Raw genomic sequence first — 14,895 nt, 5'->3', positions numbered from 1 at the left:
CCCATGGGGCAGACCGCGCAAGCCTCGTGAGGCCCCGGCCAAAGCGCGACATCCCTGACCGTGAAAGGTCCCCGATGCCGCAATTCAACCAGATCACCCCCGTCCAGCTCATGCGCCTGATCGGCACGCCCGAGGCCCCCGCCCTGCTTGACCTGCGCCCCCCCGAGGACCGCAGCGCCTGGCGCATCCCCACCGCAATCCCCTGCGGCCTTGCCCCACCCAACCTTGCGCCAAACGCCCGCGTCGTCGTGATCTGCACCCGGGGCGCCAAGCGCTCGGAGGGCATGGCGGCGCTCTTGCGGCTTCAGGGCCATGCGGCCGAGGTGCTGGAGGGCGGCCATCTGGCCTGGGAAGCGGCGGGCCTGCCCCTGACGCCCGAAGCCGCCCTTCCGGCCTCCCGCCTCTGGGTCACACGCCACCGCCCCAAGATCGACCGAATCGTCTGCCCCTGGCTGATCCGCCGCTTTGTCGACCCGGGCGCGCAATTCCTTTATGTCGCCCCTACCGAGGTCGCGGCCGTCGCCGACACCTTCGGTGCCACCCCCTTTGACATCGAGGGCGCGACCTTCTCGCATCGCGGCGCGTTGTGCAGCCTTGACGCGCTGATCGCGGATTTCGGCCTAGGCCATCCGGCGCTTGACCGGCTGGCGCTGGTGGTGCGCGCGGCCGATACCGATGCCCATGACCTGTCCCCGCAAGCGGCGGGACTGCTTGCGATTTCGGTCGGCCTGTCGCGGATGTATCGCTGCGACCTCGCCCAACTCGAGGCCGGGATGGGGGTCTATGACGCGCTTTACCGCTGGGCGCGCGACGGGTTCGACGAGGGCCACGACTGGCCCGCCGGGAGGCAGGCATGACCCCCGCTGGCCACACTGAAACGGCCAGAGTCGGTTGGCGCGCGCTGCTTGCCGCCTTTGGACGGATCGGCATCCTGTCCTTTGGCGGGCCTGCCGCGCAAATCGCCCTCATGCACCGCGAGATCGTTGACCGCCGCAAATGGGTGGCCGAGGCCGATTACCTGTCGGCGCTGTCCTTTTGCATGCTCTTGCCCGGCCCCGAAGCCATGCAGCTTGCGACCTGGATCGGTTGGCGGCTGAAGGGCACGGCCGGGGGGCTGGCCGCGGGGCTGCTGTTCGTGCTGCCCGGAGCCCTGGTGGTCGGCGCGCTTTCGGCGCTTTACGTCGGGCTTGGCCATGTGCCTGGGGTGATGGCGGCCTTCGCGGGCATCCAGGCCGCGGTGATCGCCGTGGTGATCGAGGCCCTGTTGCGCGTGGCCAAACGCGCGCTGAAGACCCGCACGGCGCGGGTCCTGGCGCTGGTCGCCTTTGCCAGCCTGTTCCTTTTCGCCCTGCCCTTTCCGGTCGTGATCCTGGCCGCGGGGCTTTGGGGGGCGCTGACCGCCAGGGGTCAGGCCAAGCCCGCCGCCCATCCCCCCGCGCTGCGCGCCAGCCTGACCGCCGCCGCGACCTGGGGCGCGGTCTGGCTGATCCCGCTGGCGGCGACGCAAATCTTCCTGCCCGGACTGATGGCCGACATCGCGCTGTTCTTTTCCAAGCTGGCGCTTCTGACCTTTGGCGGCGCTTATGCGGTGCTGGCCTGGATGAGCCAATCCGTCGTCACCGACTACCAATGGCTGACACTGACGCAGATGATGGACGGGCTGGGTCTGGCCGAGACGACACCGGGGCCGCTGATCCTGGTGGTGCAGTTCGTGGCCTTCGTGGCGGCCGCGCCCCAGGGCTGGGGCGCCGCGGTGCTGGCAGCCTGCATCGCGCTGTGGATGACCTTTGCGCCCTGCTTCCTGTGGATCTTCGCCGGAGCCCCCTGGATCGCGCGGCTGACCGCAATGCCGCGGCTGTCGGGGGCGCTGAGCGCGATCATGGCCGCCGTGGTGGGCGTCATCGGCCATCTGTCGCTGTGGTTCGCGCTGCATGTGATCTTTGCCCGGGTCGAGCCGCTGACCGCCTTCCCCCTGCACACGATCTGGCCCGATCCGACCAGCCTGCGGCCCCTGGCGCTGGGTCTGGCGGGGCTTTCGGCCTGGGTCCTGTTGCGGCGTCATTGGCCCTTGCCCCTGGTTCTCGCGCTTGCGGCAAGTCTTTCCGCAGCCGCAAATCTTCTCTGATCCGGGCTTCCCTTCTGCACCGGATCGCCTATGTTGGGCCTGACTGACGCGGGGGTGCCTATGGCCAAGTCGATTGATTACGGCAATCTGATGCATGTCGCGATGCGCGGTCTGATCCAGACGGTCCTGGAGGGTGTGGCCCGCGATGGCTTGCCCGGATCGCATCATTTCTACATCACCTTCGACACCAATGCCGAAGGCGTGGACATGCCCGACTGGCTGCGCAAACGCTATCCGGCCGAGATGACCATCGTCATGCAACACTGGTTCGACGACCTGCAGGTGACGGCGGAAGGCTTTGCCATCACGCTGAACTTTGGCGACATGCCCTCGCGCATGACGATCCCCTTTGACGCGCTGCGCACCTTTGTCGATCCTTCGGTGGAATTCGGACTGCGGTTTGACTCGCATGCCGAAGACGAGGATGACGAAGAGGACGACGATCCCGAACCCGATCCCACCCCGCCCCAAGATGCCCAGGTCGTGCGCCTGGACCGTTTCCGAAAGAGCTGAGATGTCCGATACGCTGCTGTTCTTTCGCCAACTGGTCTCGCGACCCGTTGAGATTTCCGCCATCGCCCCCTCGTCGCGCTATCTGGCGCGGGCCATGGCCAAAGAGCTGGGACCGCAGACCGGCCGCGTGGTGGAATTCGGCCCCGGCACCGGGCGCCTGACCCAAGGCATCCTGAACGCCGGCGTGGCCCCCAAGGACCTGTCAGTCTACGAGATGAACCCGGATTTCGTGAGCCATCTGAAGGGCAAGTTCCCCGGCATTGCCGTGCATCTGGCACCGGCGCAAACCTGCGTCGATCATGAAAAGGATGTGGGCGCCGTGGTCTCGGGCCTGCCGCTTCTGTCGATGCCCGAGGCCCTGCGCATGGAGATCGTCGCCGCGGCCTTCAAGATCCTGCGCCCGGGTGGCATCTATGTGCAGTTCACCTATGGCCCGCGCCCGGCCATGACCGATGCCGAAATCGACGCCTTGGGCCTGACCTGGAAGAAGACGGCCTTCGTGGCGCTGAACCTCCCCCCCGCCCGCGTCCACACCTTCCGTCGCAAAGCGGAGCGCTGACGCGCAAGATTTTCATCTCGCCTCTGGCCTGCGGCCAACCGGCTCGGGGTTTGTGCGCCGCGCGGGGATATTTTCGAACAGATGAATCGCAGCCGCCCTGCGGTCATTCATTTGTTCGGAAATATCCTCGGGGGGTGAAGGGGGGCCAGCTCCCCCTTCTTCAACGGTATGCCATAGTATGCCGATTGAAATTTCCGCGCTGCAGCAGTACAAGGTTGCCAAACATTGGGAGTTTGCACCATGACGGCCACCCGCACCGAAACCGACAGCTTTGGCCCGCTGGAGGTTCCTTCCGACAAGTATTGGGGCGCGCAAACGCAGCGGTCCATCATCAACTTCCCGATCGGCTGGGAGCGTCAGCCGGTCCCGATCATCCGCGCGCTTGGCGTGATCAAGAAGGCCTGCGCCCAGGTCAACATGGCGCAGGGCGACCTGGACAAGACCCTGGGCGATGCCATCGTGGCGGCGGCCGGTGAGGTCATCGCGGGCAAGTTCGACGACAACTTCCCCTTGGTCGTCTGGCAAACCGGCTCTGGCACGCAATCGAACATGAACGCGAACGAGGTCATCTCGAACCGCGCCATCGAGGCGATGGGCGGGGTCATGGGGTCGAAAAAGCCCGTGCATCCGAACGACCATGTGAACATGGGGCAGTCGTCCAACGACACCTTCCCCACCGCCATGCATGTCGCCATCGGCACCCATACGCGGGATGTGCTGCTGCCGGGGCTGGAAAAGCTGTCAAAGGCGCTTTGGGCGAAGTCGGCGCAGTTCAAGGACATCATCAAGATCGGCCGGACGCATACGCAGGACGCAACGCCCCTGACCTTGGGGCAAGAGTTCTCGGGCTATGCGACGCAAGTCGACAAGGGCATCGCCCGGGTGAAAATGTGCCTGCCCGATATCTATGAGCTGGCCCAGGGTGGCACGGCGGTGGGCACCGGGCTGAACACCAAGGTCGGTTTCGACACGCGGGTGGCTGCGGCGATTGCCGAGATCACCGGCCTGCCCTTCGTGACCGCGCCGAACAAGTTCGAGGCTTTGGCCGCCCATGACGCGATGGTCATGTTCTCTGGCGCGCTAAAGACCGTGGCGGCGGCTTTGTTCAAGATCGCCAATGACTTGCGCTTGCTGGGGTCCGGTCCGCGCTCTGGCCTTGGGGAACTGATCCTGCCCGAGAACGAGCCCGGTTCTTCGATCATGCCCGGCAAGGTCAACCCGACCCAGGCCGAGGCTCTGACCATGGTTTGCGCGCATGTCATGGGCAATGACGCGGCTGTGGGCTTTGCGGGCAGCCAGGGGCATTTCGAACTGAATGTCTACAACCCGATGATGTCCTATAATGTCCTGCAATCGATTCAATTGCTGGGCGATGCGGCGGCGTCTTTCACCGACAACATGGTCGTGGGCACCGAAGCCAATATCCCACGCATCGAAAAGCTGATGAAGGAAAGCCTGATGCTGGTGACGGCTTTGGCCCCGACCATCGGCTATGACAATGCCACCAAGGTCGCCAAGACGGCCCACAAGAACGGCACGACCCTGCGCGAAGAGGCCATCGCTTTGGGCTTTGTCGATGGCGAGACCTTTGACCGCATCGTGCGGCCCGAGGATATGGTGGGCCCCAAATGACTGTTGGCGCATGACCGGAGAGGTCATCAACCTCAGACAAAAACGCAAGGAGGCGGCCCGCGCCGCCTCCAAGGTCCAATCCGATGAAAACGCGGTCAAATTCGGCCGCACCAAGGCGCAGAAGGCCCGCGAGGCGCAAGATGAGGCCCGCGCCAAATCCGAGCTTGACGGCAAAAAGCGCGAATGACGCGGCCCCAAAAACACTCGTTGACGCTAAAGGGCCACCGCACTTCGGTGTCGCTGGAGCCCGAGTTCTGGCAGGCCTTCCAGGACCTGGCCCAAGCGCGCGGCCTGTCGGTCAACCAGCTTGCCGCCGAGATCGACCGCGCGCGTGACGATCAGGGCCTGGCCACCGCGATGCGCCTGGCTATCTTGCGCGACCTGCAAGCGCGCCTTGGATAAGGCCAATTGTTTCCTTTGAGGCCCCGGACAAAGAAATCCCATTGTCATTGGGGGTTTTTTCGCCTTAGGGTCAAAGAACGTGGCTATATCCACGCAAGAATTCTCTGCCAGCCCGCTCGGGCGCCTTGGACGGCGTCGAAACGGCAGGTGGTCGGATCGGTCGCAAGACCGGAGAGTTGCCCGGCAAGTCATTGATTTCCCGGGTGTTATAATGGGCCAGATGGCCCGGAAGTGAACCGCGATGAGACGCGCGAAACATCGGGAACGGATCGAGGGCGCCCCTTGGGGCAGGTCCCTCCGTTGCCATGCGCGACCTCTCGCCCGAACAAGCCGCCCCTTTGCCCTGGCCCTTGCGGGCCCGCCAGAGCGGCGCAATGGAACAACATGTCAAAGAAGATGCTTATTGATGCCACCCACCCCGAGGAAACTCGTGTTGTCGTGGTGGACGGAAACAAGGTCGAAGAATTCGACTTCGAGACGGTAAACAAGCGCCAACTGGCCGGAAATATCTATCTGGCCAAGGTGACGCGGGTTGAACCCTCGTTGCAGGCGGCCTTTGTGGACTACGGCGGCAACCGCCATGGCTTCCTGGCCTTCGCCGAAATCCACCCGGATTACTACCAGATCCCGATGGCCGACCGTAAGGCGCTGTTGGAAGAGGAACGCGCCTTTGCCCGTGCCGAGGAAGAAGAAGAAAACCGCCGCGACAGCCGGTCCGAGGGGCGGTCCGAGGGGCGGTCCGAAGGCCGCTCTGAGGGTCGTTCCGAGGGGCGTGGCCGCCACCGGGGTCCCAAGCCCGCAGCGGTCGAGGCTGCCGATGAGGTGATCTCGGAAGAGGCGACCGAAATCGAAACCCCGGTCGAAATCGTCGAACCGGCGCCCGCTTCGATGGAGGTGATCGACCTCGGCTCTGACGAAGAGCCCCACGATCACGCCCATGACAACACCCATACCCATCACGACGAGGCGCCCCGGTTCCGCGCCATCGACCACGCCGCCGATACCGACGACGAGATCGAATCCATCGCCGAAGAGGATATGGCCGAGGAAATCGCCGCCCCGCGCAAGCCCCGGGCGCGGCGCTATAAAATCCAGGAAGTGATCAAGGTTCGCCAGATCATGCTGGTCCAGGTCGTCAAGGAGGAACGTGGCAACAAGGGCGCTGCGCTGACCACCTATCTGTCGCTGGCCGGTCGGTATTGCGTCCTGATGCCCAACACCGCGCGCGGCGGTGGCATCAGCCGCAAGATCACCATGGCCGCCGACCGCAAAAAGCTGAAGGAAATCGCCGGAGAGCTGGAGGTGCCGGAAGGCGCCGGCCTGATCATCCGCACCGCGGGCGCCAAGCGCACCAAGCCGGAAATCAAGCGCGATTACGAATATCTGATGCGGCTGTGGGAAGAGATCCGCGAGCTGACCTTGAAGTCGATTGCTCCGGCCAAGATCTACGAGGAAGGCGACCTGATCAAGCGCACGATCCGCGACCTCTATTCGCGTGAGATCGACGAAATTCTGGTCGAGGGCGAGGCGGGCTTCCGCACCGCCAAGGACTTCATGCGCATGATCATGCCGGGTCAGGCCCGCGTCGTGCAGCCCTATCACGACCAGACGCCGCTTTTCGCGCGCTATCAGGTCGAGGGATATCTTGGCGGCATGTTCAACCCGACCGTCCAGCTGAAATCGGGCGGCTATATCGTCATCGGCGTGACCGAGGCCCTGGTGGCCATCGACGTGAACTCGGGCCGCGCGACCAAAGAGGGCTCGATCGAAGAGACCGCCCTCAAGACCAACATGGAAGCCGCCGAAGAAATCGCCCGCCAGCTGCGTCTGCGCGACCTGGCCGGTCTGATCGTCATCGACTTCATCGACATGGAAGAGCGCCGCAACAACCTGTCGGTTGAAAAGCGCCTGAAGGACAAGCTGAAGACCGACCGCGCCCGTATTCAGGTCGGCCGCATCTCGGGCTTTGGCCTGTTGGAAATGTCGCGTCAGCGGTTGCGTCCGGGGATGCTGGAATCGACCACCCAGCCCTGCTCGCATTGCCATGGCACGGGTCTGATCCGGTCGGACGACTCCATCGGCCTGCAGGTCCTGCGCGCGTTGGAAGAGGAAGGCACGCGCAAGCGGTCGAAAGAGGTTCTGTTGCGCGCGCCCATCGGCATCGTTAACTTCCTCTTCAACCAGAAGCGCGAGCATCTGGCCCTGATCGAGGCCCGTTACGGCATGGCCGTGCGGATCGAGGCCGATCCCCATATGATCGCCCCCGATTTCACCATCGAAAAGTTCAAGACCGCGACGCGGTTCGTCCCTGATGCGCCGGTCGTCTCTGGCAATGCCAGCCTGATGGGCGCGGCCGTCGAGGAAGAAGAGCTGGATCTGGTCGAAGAGGATATCGAAGACGAGGTCGTGGACGAAGCGACCGAAGTGGCAGAGGCGCCCGAGGCTGGTGGCGAGGCTGCGGGCGAGGCTGCGGCGTCGAACGGGTCCAAGAAAAAGCGCCGTCGGCGTCGCAAGAAGAAGTCGGGCGGCGCCGGTGTTTCGGCCCAGTCGGGCGAGGATGCAGGCGACGAGGGTGCCGACGAAGAGGCCGACGAGGGGGCCTCGGATGGGGATGAGGCCACCGAAGGCGACGAGCCTGCCGTGACCGAAGCGGCGGCGCCTGTCACAGAGGCTCCGGCGCCGGTCGTCGAGGCGGCGCCGAAGAAGCGGACCCGGACATCGGCATCCCGCGCCAAGAAGGCGGTCGAACCGGTGGCCGAAGTGCCGGCAGAAGCCGCACCCGAAGCCGTCGAAGTTGCGCCGGAGGCCGAGGCCAAGCCGGCCCGCAAACCCGCCAGCCGCTCGCGCGCGAAAAAGCCCGCAGCCGAGGCGGTTGCGGTCGAGGTGGTCGCCGTCGAGGCTCCGGCTGCAAGCTTCCCCGCCGATCCCGGCCTGGAGCCCGCCCCTGCGGCGGCGCTGCAAGCCGATCCGCAGGACAAGGCCCCCGCTCAGGCAACCCCCGCGCCCGCAAGCGCAGAGGCCGCAAGCGCAGAGGCTGCACCGGCAGAACCTGACGATCCGAACAAGCCCAAGCGCAAGGGCTGGTGGTCCTTGGGCCGCTGAACCAAAGGCCCGGGCATCGCGTCCCGGGCCTTTTTCTTTGGCATGGGCCTTAGGTCCCGGGCTGCGCCGGACAAACCGAGGTCTGGGGGCAAGATGATGGATGTGGTCGAACTTGACGGGCGGACGCTGATCGGCTGGACCAGTTTTCACACCAGTTTCGCTCGGGCTTTCGGGTTTCCGTCCTGGTATGGCCGCAACCAGGATGCCTGGATCGACGTGATGGAAGAGGCCCTGTCGGAACGCCTGCTGTCGCAACGCCTGCTGACCCAACATGCCGCAAGGCCGGGTCCGCTGGTTCTGCAAATCACCTGGTGGCCAGAGCTGCGGGACGCCGGTCCCGATCAGGCCACAGCGCTGGTTTCGCTGGTGGCCGCGCTGAACGCAAGGTCGCAAGAAGCGGGCGGCCCCCTGCTTTTGGCCCTGGCCCCGGTCGAGGGCGCCTGAGCCTCCGCTTGCTGCGCCGACAGCAAGACCGTCATGCACGCCCCGGCTGAAAGCCCTGCCTGCACGACCTAAGGACAGGTCAGGCCCAAAGATATCGCTGCACCCGGCCACCCCCATCGAGGGCGGCGGCCTCCTTTTGGTCCGCCCGCAGCGCTCAGGCCACAACCGCCCCGCGCCGGACCAGGTGAAGCGTCACGCCTGCCTCATCTCGCGATCCCAGGTAGTCATGCCCGGCCTCGGCGCAGAAATGCGGCAGGTCGATGCGTGCCATCGCATCGGTCGCGCGCAGGCAAAGAACCTGGCCCGGCGCCATGGCGATCAGCCGCTTGCGCGCCCGCAACACCGGCAGCGGACATAAAAGCCCCTCGCAATCGGCAACCTCGTCCCAATCCATGGCGATCCTCCGTTCGGCCCCTTCCTGCCCCGCCCGAGGCCAAGGCACAAGACCCAAGGCGCCGCTTGGCCCGCGGGAGCGCAGCGCCAATCCCAAGCCTCTGCCCAAGCCCGCCCCGAGCTGCGCTGACCCAAGCCCCCCGCCATCACTTTCCCGCGCCCTCCCCCCTGCGCCCCCGTGACCTTGCCGGCGAAACCCGCTATGACCGACGCATGTTTGGCATTGATCTCATGGACGCAAGTCTTCTTCCCGCGGTCCTTGTGGCCCTTGCGGCCGGGGTGCTGTCGTTCCTGTCGCCTTGCGTCCTGCCCATTGTGCCGCCCTATCTGGCCTATATGTCCGGCATCACCGTCGGAGACCTGAAGCGCGGCCAGTCCGCCCTTCTGGCGGCGGTGTTCTTTGTCCTTGGCCTGTCGACCGTCTTTGTGCTGATGGGCGCGGCCACCTCGGCCTTTGGCGCCTTTTTCCTTGGCAATGGCCAGATCTTTGCGACGCTTTCGGCGCTGACGGTCATGGGATTTGGCCTGCATTTCCTGGGCATCCTGCGCCTGCCCTTTCTGATGCGTGACCTGCGGATGGATGCGGGCGACCAGGGGGGCTCGGCCTTTGGCGCCTATATCCTGGGGCTGGCCTTTGCCTTTGGCTGGACGCCCTGCATCGGGCCGCAACTGGGCGCCATCCTGACCATCGCGGCCCAGGAAGGCAATGTCGCCCGCGGCACGGCGCTTCTGGCGGTCTATGCGCTTGGGCTGGGCCTGCCCTTCCTGCTGGTGGCGGCCTTTTTCCCGCGCCTGACCGGGACGCTGGCCTTCTTCAAGCGCCACATGGAGGCGATCGAGCGTCTGATGGGCCTGCTGCTGTGGACCATCGGGCTGATGATGCTGACCGGCGGCTTCTCGCAGTTCTCGTATTGGCTGCTAGAGACCCTGCCCTTCCTGTCGACCCTCGGCTAGCCCCCATCGTCGCCTTGGACCCTGGGTGAAAATTTTTGACCCAGGGCCGGGGCCAGGTCTTTGAATTTCCACATTCCCCGGCCACAATGGCCGCGATGACGGACAAAGCCCCCCCACCGGACCCACAGCCCGCTTTCCGGCGGAGGGTGTTTTACATCCCGGGCTATGATCCGATCCATCCCCGCCGCTACCGCGAGCTTTACCGGACCGAATCGCGCGACCAGGCCCGGCTTTCGGGCTATGACATCGCGCTGAAACCACGCAGCACGCCCGGCCCCTACGGTTGGCGGACCGAGGCGCTGATGCCGCCCCTCCCCGGTGCGCCCCCGGTGCAGACCGCGACCAGCTTTGAAGTCCTGGTCTGGTCTGACATCGTGCGCGGCTCGATGGATCAGGGGACGCTTGCGACCTATCTGCAGCTGATCCGCACGGCTGGCGCCTATATCCTGTCCGGCGCGCTTTTTCGGCTGATGCGGCTGCGCAAGGGGCCGATGATTGCGGCGCTTTACCCCATCGTGGTGCTGTTGGTGCAACTGGCGCTGGCGCTGGCGCTTGCGGCGGGGCTCTATCGGCTGGGCGCCTTTGCCCATCCCGCGATTGGCGCCTTTCTGGCCCTGCCCGCGATTCCCTATACGCTGCGGGCCTTTCGCCGCATCGACCACCGGATTTACGCCTGGTATCTGATGCATGACTACGCCTATTCCGCGCAAAGCCTGGGCGCCAATCCGCCAGAGCTGGAGGCGCGGATGGCCGCCTTTACCGCCCGCTTGCGCGAGGCCCTGACCGATGGCGACGAGGTCCCCGATGAGGTGCTTGTGGTCGGCCATTCCTCGGGCGCGCATCTGGCGGTGTCGATCCTGTCGGACCTTCTGCGCCAGGGCCTGCCGCAACCCCGCCCCGCGCTGTCGCTTTTGACCCTGGGACAGGTCGTGCCCATGGTGTCGTTTCTGCCCCGCGCCCAAAGGCTGCGGGGCGACCTGCGCTATCTGTCGGCCAGCCCGGACATCACCTGGGTCGATGTCACGGCCCCTGGCGACGGCTGCGCCTTTGCGCTGTGTGACCCGGTTTCGGTGACAGGTGTCGCGCCAAAGGGCAAGGTGTGGCCCCTCGTGATCTCGGCGGCCTTCACCCAGACCCTGTCGCCCGAACGCTGGAAGGCGCTGCGCTGGCGGTTCTTTCGCCTGCATTTCCAATATCTTTGCGCCTTTGACGCCCTTGGCGGGGGGCCGGGGGATTACGATTACTTCCAGATCACCTCTGGCCCCCTGACCTTGGGCCAGCGGTATGCGGGCCGCCCCGCGTCGAAATCCCGGATCGAGACGGCACTTTCGGGTTGGCGGTCGACATGATCCCCCCCAAGCCCACACCGCGCCCGGACCGCGTGTCGCTTTGGCGTTACCTGCAGCTGTTTCGCCGCGACATCCTGTCGGCGCAACCGGCGCGGCTGTATCACGCCTGGATGGCCGAGTTCCGCACGCCGTTTTTCCGCAGCTATATGGTGAACGACCCCGCCCTGATCGCCCGCGTCCTGACCGAACGGCCCGTCGACTTCCCCAAATCCCTGCGCATCGCGGAAGGGTTGCGCCCGCTTTTGGGCAACTCTGTCTTCCTGACCAATGGCGATGCCTGGAAGCGCCAGCGCCGCATCATCGACCCCGCCTTCGAGGGCGGCCGCCTGCGCGAGACCTTTCCGGCGATGTGGGCCGCGGGCCTGGCCACGGTCGCCCGCCTGACGCCCGGCACGCATGAAATCGAGGAACACACCTCTCATGCTGCGGCCGATGTGATCTTTCGCACGCTGTTTTCCCTGCCGATCGAGGATGCCGTGGCCCAGGCGACCTTCCACGAATTCCGCGCCTATCAGCGCAGCCAGCCGATCCTGAACCTGGCGGCGTTTTTGCCGCTGCCCGCCTGGTTTCCGCGGTTTCACCGCCCCCGGACCCTGAAATCAGCCCGCCGCATCCGGGCCCTGATCACCCAGCTGACCGCCACCCGCGCGGATCAGATCGCAGCGGGTCAGGCGCCCGATGACCTGGCCACCAAGATCATGACGACCGCCGATCCGCTGACGGGCGAGACCTTCTCTACCGCCGAGATGGTCGACCAGGTCGCGATCTTTTTCCTGGCGGGGCATGAAACCTCGGCCTCGGCGCTGGCTTGGGCGCTGTATCTGCTGGCCACCCATCCAGAGGCTCAGGCCCGCGTGGCGCAGGAGGCGGCCTCCCTGCCCGACAGCCCCGATTTCGCCGCCCTCTCGCGGCTGAAGTTCACCCGCGACTGTTTCCGCGAAGCGCTGCGGCTTTATCCGCCGGTGCCCATGATGGTCCGTGAGACGACCCAGCCCGAGACCCTGCGCGACCGCACGGCACCCAAGGGGGCACAGATCGTCCTGTCACCCTGGCACCTGCAGCGCCACGACCGGATCTGGACCAACCCCGACGGCTTCGACCCCGACCGCTGGGGGCGCGCGGAAAACCGCGCCTGCGCCCGCGACGCCTTCATCCCGTTTTCGGCAGGGCCAAGGGTCTGCACCGGCGCAGGTTTCGCCATGGTCGAGGGCCCGTTGCTGCTGGCGCTGATCCTGCGCGCCTTTCACCTGGCCCCAGCGGCGGGCAAGGTCCCGGTCCCCGTGGCCCATCTGACCGTGCGGGCACAAGACGGCATCCACCTGCAGCTCACGCGGCGCTGATACGGGCCCCGGGGGTGACCCGTGCAACATGGCAGCAGATGCCCCGCGCCGCCCTATGCGCCCCGCCCCAACGCGTCCCCCCAATTCATCTTTTCCCAAATATCCACGGGGTTTCCAAAGGGGCCCGTGGGCCCCTTTGGGCAGGGGGCTCGGGGGGCGGCAGCCCCCCGAACGCGGGGGACCCCGCTCACAGCGTCGAGACCGTCGCGCCCCCGTCCAGCAAGATGTTCTGTCCGACGATGAACCCCGCGTGCTGGCTGCACAAAAAGGCGCAGGTCGCGCCGAATTCCTCGGCCGAGCCATAGCGCCGCGCGGGGATGCCCGCCATGCGCTCGGCCCGCGCCTCCTCCATCGTGATGCCGCGCGCCTTCACGACACCGCCATCCAGCGACAGCGCGCGGTCGGTGTCATGGATGCCGGGCAGCAGGTTGTTGATCGTCACGCCCTGGGGCGCCACCTGCCGCGCGGCGCCCGCGACAAAGCCCGTCAGCCCGGTGCGCGCGGCGTTCGACAGTCCCAAGGCGGCAATCGGCGCCTTGACCGACTGGCTGGTGATATTGACCACCCGCCCCCAGCCCCGCGCCATCATCCCCGGCAGCACCGCCTTCATCAGCAGGATCGGCGTCAGCATATTGGCCTCGATGGCGGCCAGGTAATCTTCGCGTCCCCAATTCTCCCAGGACCCGGGCGGAGGCCCGCCAGCATTTGTCACCAGGATATCGACCTGCCCCGCCACCTGCAGCACCTTGGCGCGCCCGGCCTCGGTCGTGATATCGGCGACGACCGCCGCCACACTCACCCCCAAAGCCCGCGCCTCCAACGCGGTCGCCTGCAAGGCCGCCTCGCCGCGCGCATTGATCACCAGATCGACCCCCGCCGCCGCCAGGGCCAGCGCACAGCCGCGCCCCAGCCCCTTGGACCCCGCCGTCACCAGGGCCCGCTTGCCCCTGATCCCCAAATCCATATCCCGCTCCATTGTTTCGCCCCGCCGCGATCCCGCCGCAAATCGGTCCCTTTGTTGACCTTTCCGCATGGGATTGCTAGCCCCGGCCCATCCCGTTCCCCAGGTGCTTGCATGACCACCGATTCCAGCACGACCGGCCCCGGCCATATCGCCCAAGTCTTCGCCGCCGAGGATTTCTTTGTCTCGAACGGCGCCAATCAGGGCGACGGGATCATGGGCCCCGAAGAGGTCTGCGTGGGCGATGTCTATGTGCTGCATGGTCAGGCCGAACCGCTGGCCCTGGCGCTGACCCGTCCCGAGGCCGGGCGGCAAGAGGTGGCGCCGGGCTCTGGCATCGGTCGGGCGGGTCAGGGCGTGCGGCTTGTCGCGCGTTACACGCTGATGGCGCCGGATGGCGACCGGATCGAGGTCTTGCTGATCGACCTTGGCACCGAGGCCGCGATCCTGCCCCTGACGCCGATTGGCACCGGCGTCGAATACACGCTGCTTGCGGCCGAAGAACCGCCCGAGGATCTGGCCCTGGCCGATCTTTTGTGCCTGTCCTTCGCGCGCGGCACGATGATCACCCTGACCGACGGCAGCCAGCGCGCCATCGAACAGATCGTGCCGGGGTTGCAGGTCCTGACCCGCGACCATGGCCGCCAGACCGTGCGCTGGATCGGCCAGGCCCATTTGCGCGCCGTGGGGGCGACCGCGCCCGTCGTCATCACCAAGGGCAAGCTGGGCAATGATGGTGACCTTGTCGTCTCGCAGCACCACCGGGTGTTTTTGTATCAACGCGAGCGGGTGGCGGGGATGATGACCTCGGAACTGCTGGTGCCCGCGCGCGACCTGATCGACGGCGACACGGTCTATCTGCGCGAGGGCGGCTATGTCGATTACTTCAGCCTGGTCTTTGACCGCCACGAGATCATCTATGCCGAGGGCGTGCCTTGCGAGAGCCTTTTGGTCAACGAAGCGACCGTCTCGCGTCTGCCGCCCGAAATCGCCGCCGAGATGAAGGCGCGCTTCCCCGGCCTGACCCAGACGCCGCATTTCGGATCGGAAGCAGGCCGCGACTTTCTGGAAGCCGTCGGACGGGTGCCCAAGCGCAGGGCATAGCGCAGGGCCGTCGTCCA

General features: G+C 66.0%; 15 protein-coding genes. 13 read left to right on the top strand and 2 right to left on the bottom strand.

Translation table 11 applies throughout. The features are described 5' to 3' along the window. Nucleotides 1-74 precede the first annotated feature (74 nt). The 9 genes from NX862_RS02835 to NX862_RS02795 all read left to right on the top strand — a co-directional run bounded on the left by NX862_RS02835 (nucleotide 75) and on the right by NX862_RS02795 (nucleotide 8,777). Nucleotides 75-857 (top strand): chromate resistance protein ChrB domain-containing protein, encoded by a 783-nt coding sequence (locus tag NX862_RS02835; RefSeq protein WP_264492354.1) that lies wholly within the window; start codon nucleotides 75-77, stop codon nucleotides 855-857. Then, nucleotides 854-2,125, top strand: a complete 1,272-nt coding sequence (gene chrA / locus NX862_RS02830) for a chromate efflux transporter (RefSeq protein WP_264492353.1) — start codon at nucleotides 854-856, stop codon at nucleotides 2,123-2,125. Before NX862_RS02835 ends, chrA begins: the two co-directional genes overlap by 4 nt. Before the next feature lie 60 nt (nucleotides 2,126-2,185). After that, nucleotides 2,186-2,638 carry an SspB family protein gene (locus tag NX862_RS02825; protein WP_264492352.1) on the top strand — a complete coding sequence of 151 codons (453 nt, stop codon included), beginning with the start codon at nucleotides 2,186-2,188 and terminating at the stop codon, nucleotides 2,636-2,638. A 1-nt stretch (nucleotide 2,639) separates the two neighbouring features. Continuing rightward, the gene (locus NX862_RS02820) at nucleotides 2,640-3,197 is read left to right on the top strand and encodes a class I SAM-dependent methyltransferase (RefSeq protein ID WP_264492351.1); all 558 of its coding nucleotides are present in this window, start codon (nucleotides 2,640-2,642) and stop codon (nucleotides 3,195-3,197) included. A gap of 240 nt (nucleotides 3,198-3,437) precedes the next feature. Further along, a complete protein-coding gene (fumC, locus tag NX862_RS02815) occupies nucleotides 3,438-4,829 on the top strand; it encodes a class II fumarate hydratase (protein WP_264492350.1) in 1,392 nt (463 codons plus the stop codon). Nucleotides 4,830-4,839: 10 nt separating this feature from the next. Then, nucleotides 4,840-5,016: a DUF4169 family protein gene (locus tag NX862_RS02810; RefSeq protein ID WP_264492349.1), complete on the top strand. Its 177-nt coding sequence runs from the start codon at nucleotides 4,840-4,842 to the stop codon at nucleotides 5,014-5,016. Then, a complete protein-coding gene (locus NX862_RS02805; RefSeq protein WP_264492348.1) occupies nucleotides 5,013-5,231 on the top strand; it encodes a ribbon-helix-helix domain-containing protein in 219 nt (72 codons plus the stop codon). The genes NX862_RS02810 and NX862_RS02805 overlap by 4 nt, the downstream gene beginning before the upstream one ends. 384 nt (nucleotides 5,232-5,615) lie before the next feature. After that, nucleotides 5,616-8,333: an Rne/Rng family ribonuclease gene (locus NX862_RS02800; RefSeq protein ID WP_264492347.1), complete on the top strand. Its 2,718-nt coding sequence runs from the start codon at nucleotides 5,616-5,618 to the stop codon at nucleotides 8,331-8,333. Nucleotides 8,334-8,429: 96 nt separating this feature from the next. Next, entirely contained in the window at nucleotides 8,430-8,777 is a 348-nt protein-coding gene (locus NX862_RS02795; protein ID WP_264492346.1) for a barstar family protein, read from the top strand. A 154-nt stretch (nucleotides 8,778-8,931) separates the two neighbouring features. Here the strand turns inward: NX862_RS02795 and NX862_RS02790 are convergent, their stop codons facing one another. Continuing rightward, nucleotides 8,932-9,171, bottom strand: coding sequence for a sulfurtransferase TusA family protein (locus NX862_RS02790; RefSeq protein ID WP_264492345.1), 240 nt, complete (start codon nucleotides 9,169-9,171; stop codon nucleotides 8,932-8,934). 212 nt (nucleotides 9,172-9,383) lie between these two features. Between NX862_RS02790 and NX862_RS02785 the strand changes: the two genes are divergently transcribed. The 3 genes from NX862_RS02785 to NX862_RS02775 all read left to right on the top strand — a co-directional run bounded on the left by NX862_RS02785 (nucleotide 9,384) and on the right by NX862_RS02775 (nucleotide 12,813). Then, the gene (locus NX862_RS02785; RefSeq protein WP_264492344.1) at nucleotides 9,384-10,124 is read left to right on the top strand and encodes a cytochrome c biogenesis CcdA family protein; all 741 of its coding nucleotides are present in this window, start codon (nucleotides 9,384-9,386) and stop codon (nucleotides 10,122-10,124) included. A gap of 95 nt (nucleotides 10,125-10,219) precedes the next feature. Next, nucleotides 10,220-11,473, top strand: a complete 1,254-nt coding sequence (locus NX862_RS02780) for a hypothetical protein (protein WP_264492343.1) — start codon at nucleotides 10,220-10,222, stop codon at nucleotides 11,471-11,473. Further along, nucleotides 11,470-12,813: a cytochrome P450 gene (locus tag NX862_RS02775; RefSeq protein WP_264492342.1), complete on the top strand. Its 1,344-nt coding sequence runs from the start codon at nucleotides 11,470-11,472 to the stop codon at nucleotides 12,811-12,813. Before NX862_RS02780 ends, NX862_RS02775 begins: the two co-directional genes overlap by 4 nt. Before the next feature lie 187 nt (nucleotides 12,814-13,000). Here the strand turns inward: NX862_RS02775 and NX862_RS02770 are convergent, their stop codons facing one another. Then, complete coding sequence (locus NX862_RS02770) at nucleotides 13,001-13,777, bottom strand: SDR family oxidoreductase (protein ID WP_264492341.1); 777 nt, start codon at nucleotides 13,775-13,777, stop codon at nucleotides 13,001-13,003. Between the two features lie 111 nt (nucleotides 13,778-13,888). On the opposite strand from NX862_RS02770, the gene NX862_RS02765 reads away from it, so the two are divergent. Beyond that, nucleotides 13,889-14,878 (top strand): Hint domain-containing protein, encoded by a 990-nt coding sequence (locus NX862_RS02765; RefSeq protein ID WP_264492340.1) that lies wholly within the window; start codon nucleotides 13,889-13,891, stop codon nucleotides 14,876-14,878. The last annotated feature ends 17 nt before the right edge of the window (nucleotides 14,879-14,895 follow it).

Source organism: Stagnihabitans lacustris (assembly GCF_025950525.1).
Taxonomy (GTDB): Bacteria; Pseudomonadota; Alphaproteobacteria; order Rhodobacterales; family Rhodobacteraceae; genus Stagnihabitans.
The sequence above is the reverse complement of the archived record's forward strand: the minus strand, read 5'-3'. Positions and strand labels throughout refer to the sequence as shown.

Excerpts from the sequence above, each read along its gene's own strand:
- NX862_RS02835 (WP_264492354.1), top strand. The coding sequence starts at position 75 with ATGCCGCAATTCAACCAGATCACCCCCGTCCAGCTCATGCGCCTGATC.
- chrA (WP_264492353.1), top strand. The coding sequence starts at position 854 with ATGACCCCCGCTGGCCACACTGAAACGGCCAGAGTCGGTTGGCGCGCG.
- NX862_RS02825 (WP_264492352.1), top strand. The coding sequence starts at position 2,186 with ATGGCCAAGTCGATTGATTACGGCAATCTGATGCATGTCGCGATGCGC.
- NX862_RS02820 (WP_264492351.1), top strand. The coding sequence starts at position 2,640 with ATGTCCGATACGCTGCTGTTCTTTCGCCAACTGGTCTCGCGACCCGTT.
- fumC (WP_264492350.1), top strand. The coding sequence starts at position 3,438 with ATGACGGCCACCCGCACCGAAACCGACAGCTTTGGCCCGCTGGAGGTT.
- NX862_RS02810 (WP_264492349.1), top strand. The coding sequence starts at position 4,840 with ATGACCGGAGAGGTCATCAACCTCAGACAAAAACGCAAGGAGGCGGCC.
- NX862_RS02805 (WP_264492348.1), top strand. The coding sequence starts at position 5,013 with ATGACGCGGCCCCAAAAACACTCGTTGACGCTAAAGGGCCACCGCACT.
- NX862_RS02800 (WP_264492347.1), top strand. The coding sequence starts at position 5,616 with ATGTCAAAGAAGATGCTTATTGATGCCACCCACCCCGAGGAAACTCGT.
- NX862_RS02795 (WP_264492346.1), top strand. The coding sequence starts at position 8,430 with ATGGATGTGGTCGAACTTGACGGGCGGACGCTGATCGGCTGGACCAGT.
- NX862_RS02790 (WP_264492345.1), bottom strand. The coding sequence starts at position 9,171 with ATGGATTGGGACGAGGTTGCCGATTGCGAGGGGCTTTTATGTCCGCTG.
- NX862_RS02785 (WP_264492344.1), top strand. The coding sequence starts at position 9,384 with ATGTTTGGCATTGATCTCATGGACGCAAGTCTTCTTCCCGCGGTCCTT.
- NX862_RS02780 (WP_264492343.1), top strand. The coding sequence starts at position 10,220 with ATGACGGACAAAGCCCCCCCACCGGACCCACAGCCCGCTTTCCGGCGG.
- NX862_RS02775 (WP_264492342.1), top strand. The coding sequence starts at position 11,470 with ATGATCCCCCCCAAGCCCACACCGCGCCCGGACCGCGTGTCGCTTTGG.
- NX862_RS02770 (WP_264492341.1), bottom strand. The coding sequence starts at position 13,777 with ATGGATTTGGGGATCAGGGGCAAGCGGGCCCTGGTGACGGCGGGGTCC.
- NX862_RS02765 (WP_264492340.1), top strand. The coding sequence starts at position 13,889 with ATGACCACCGATTCCAGCACGACCGGCCCCGGCCATATCGCCCAAGTC.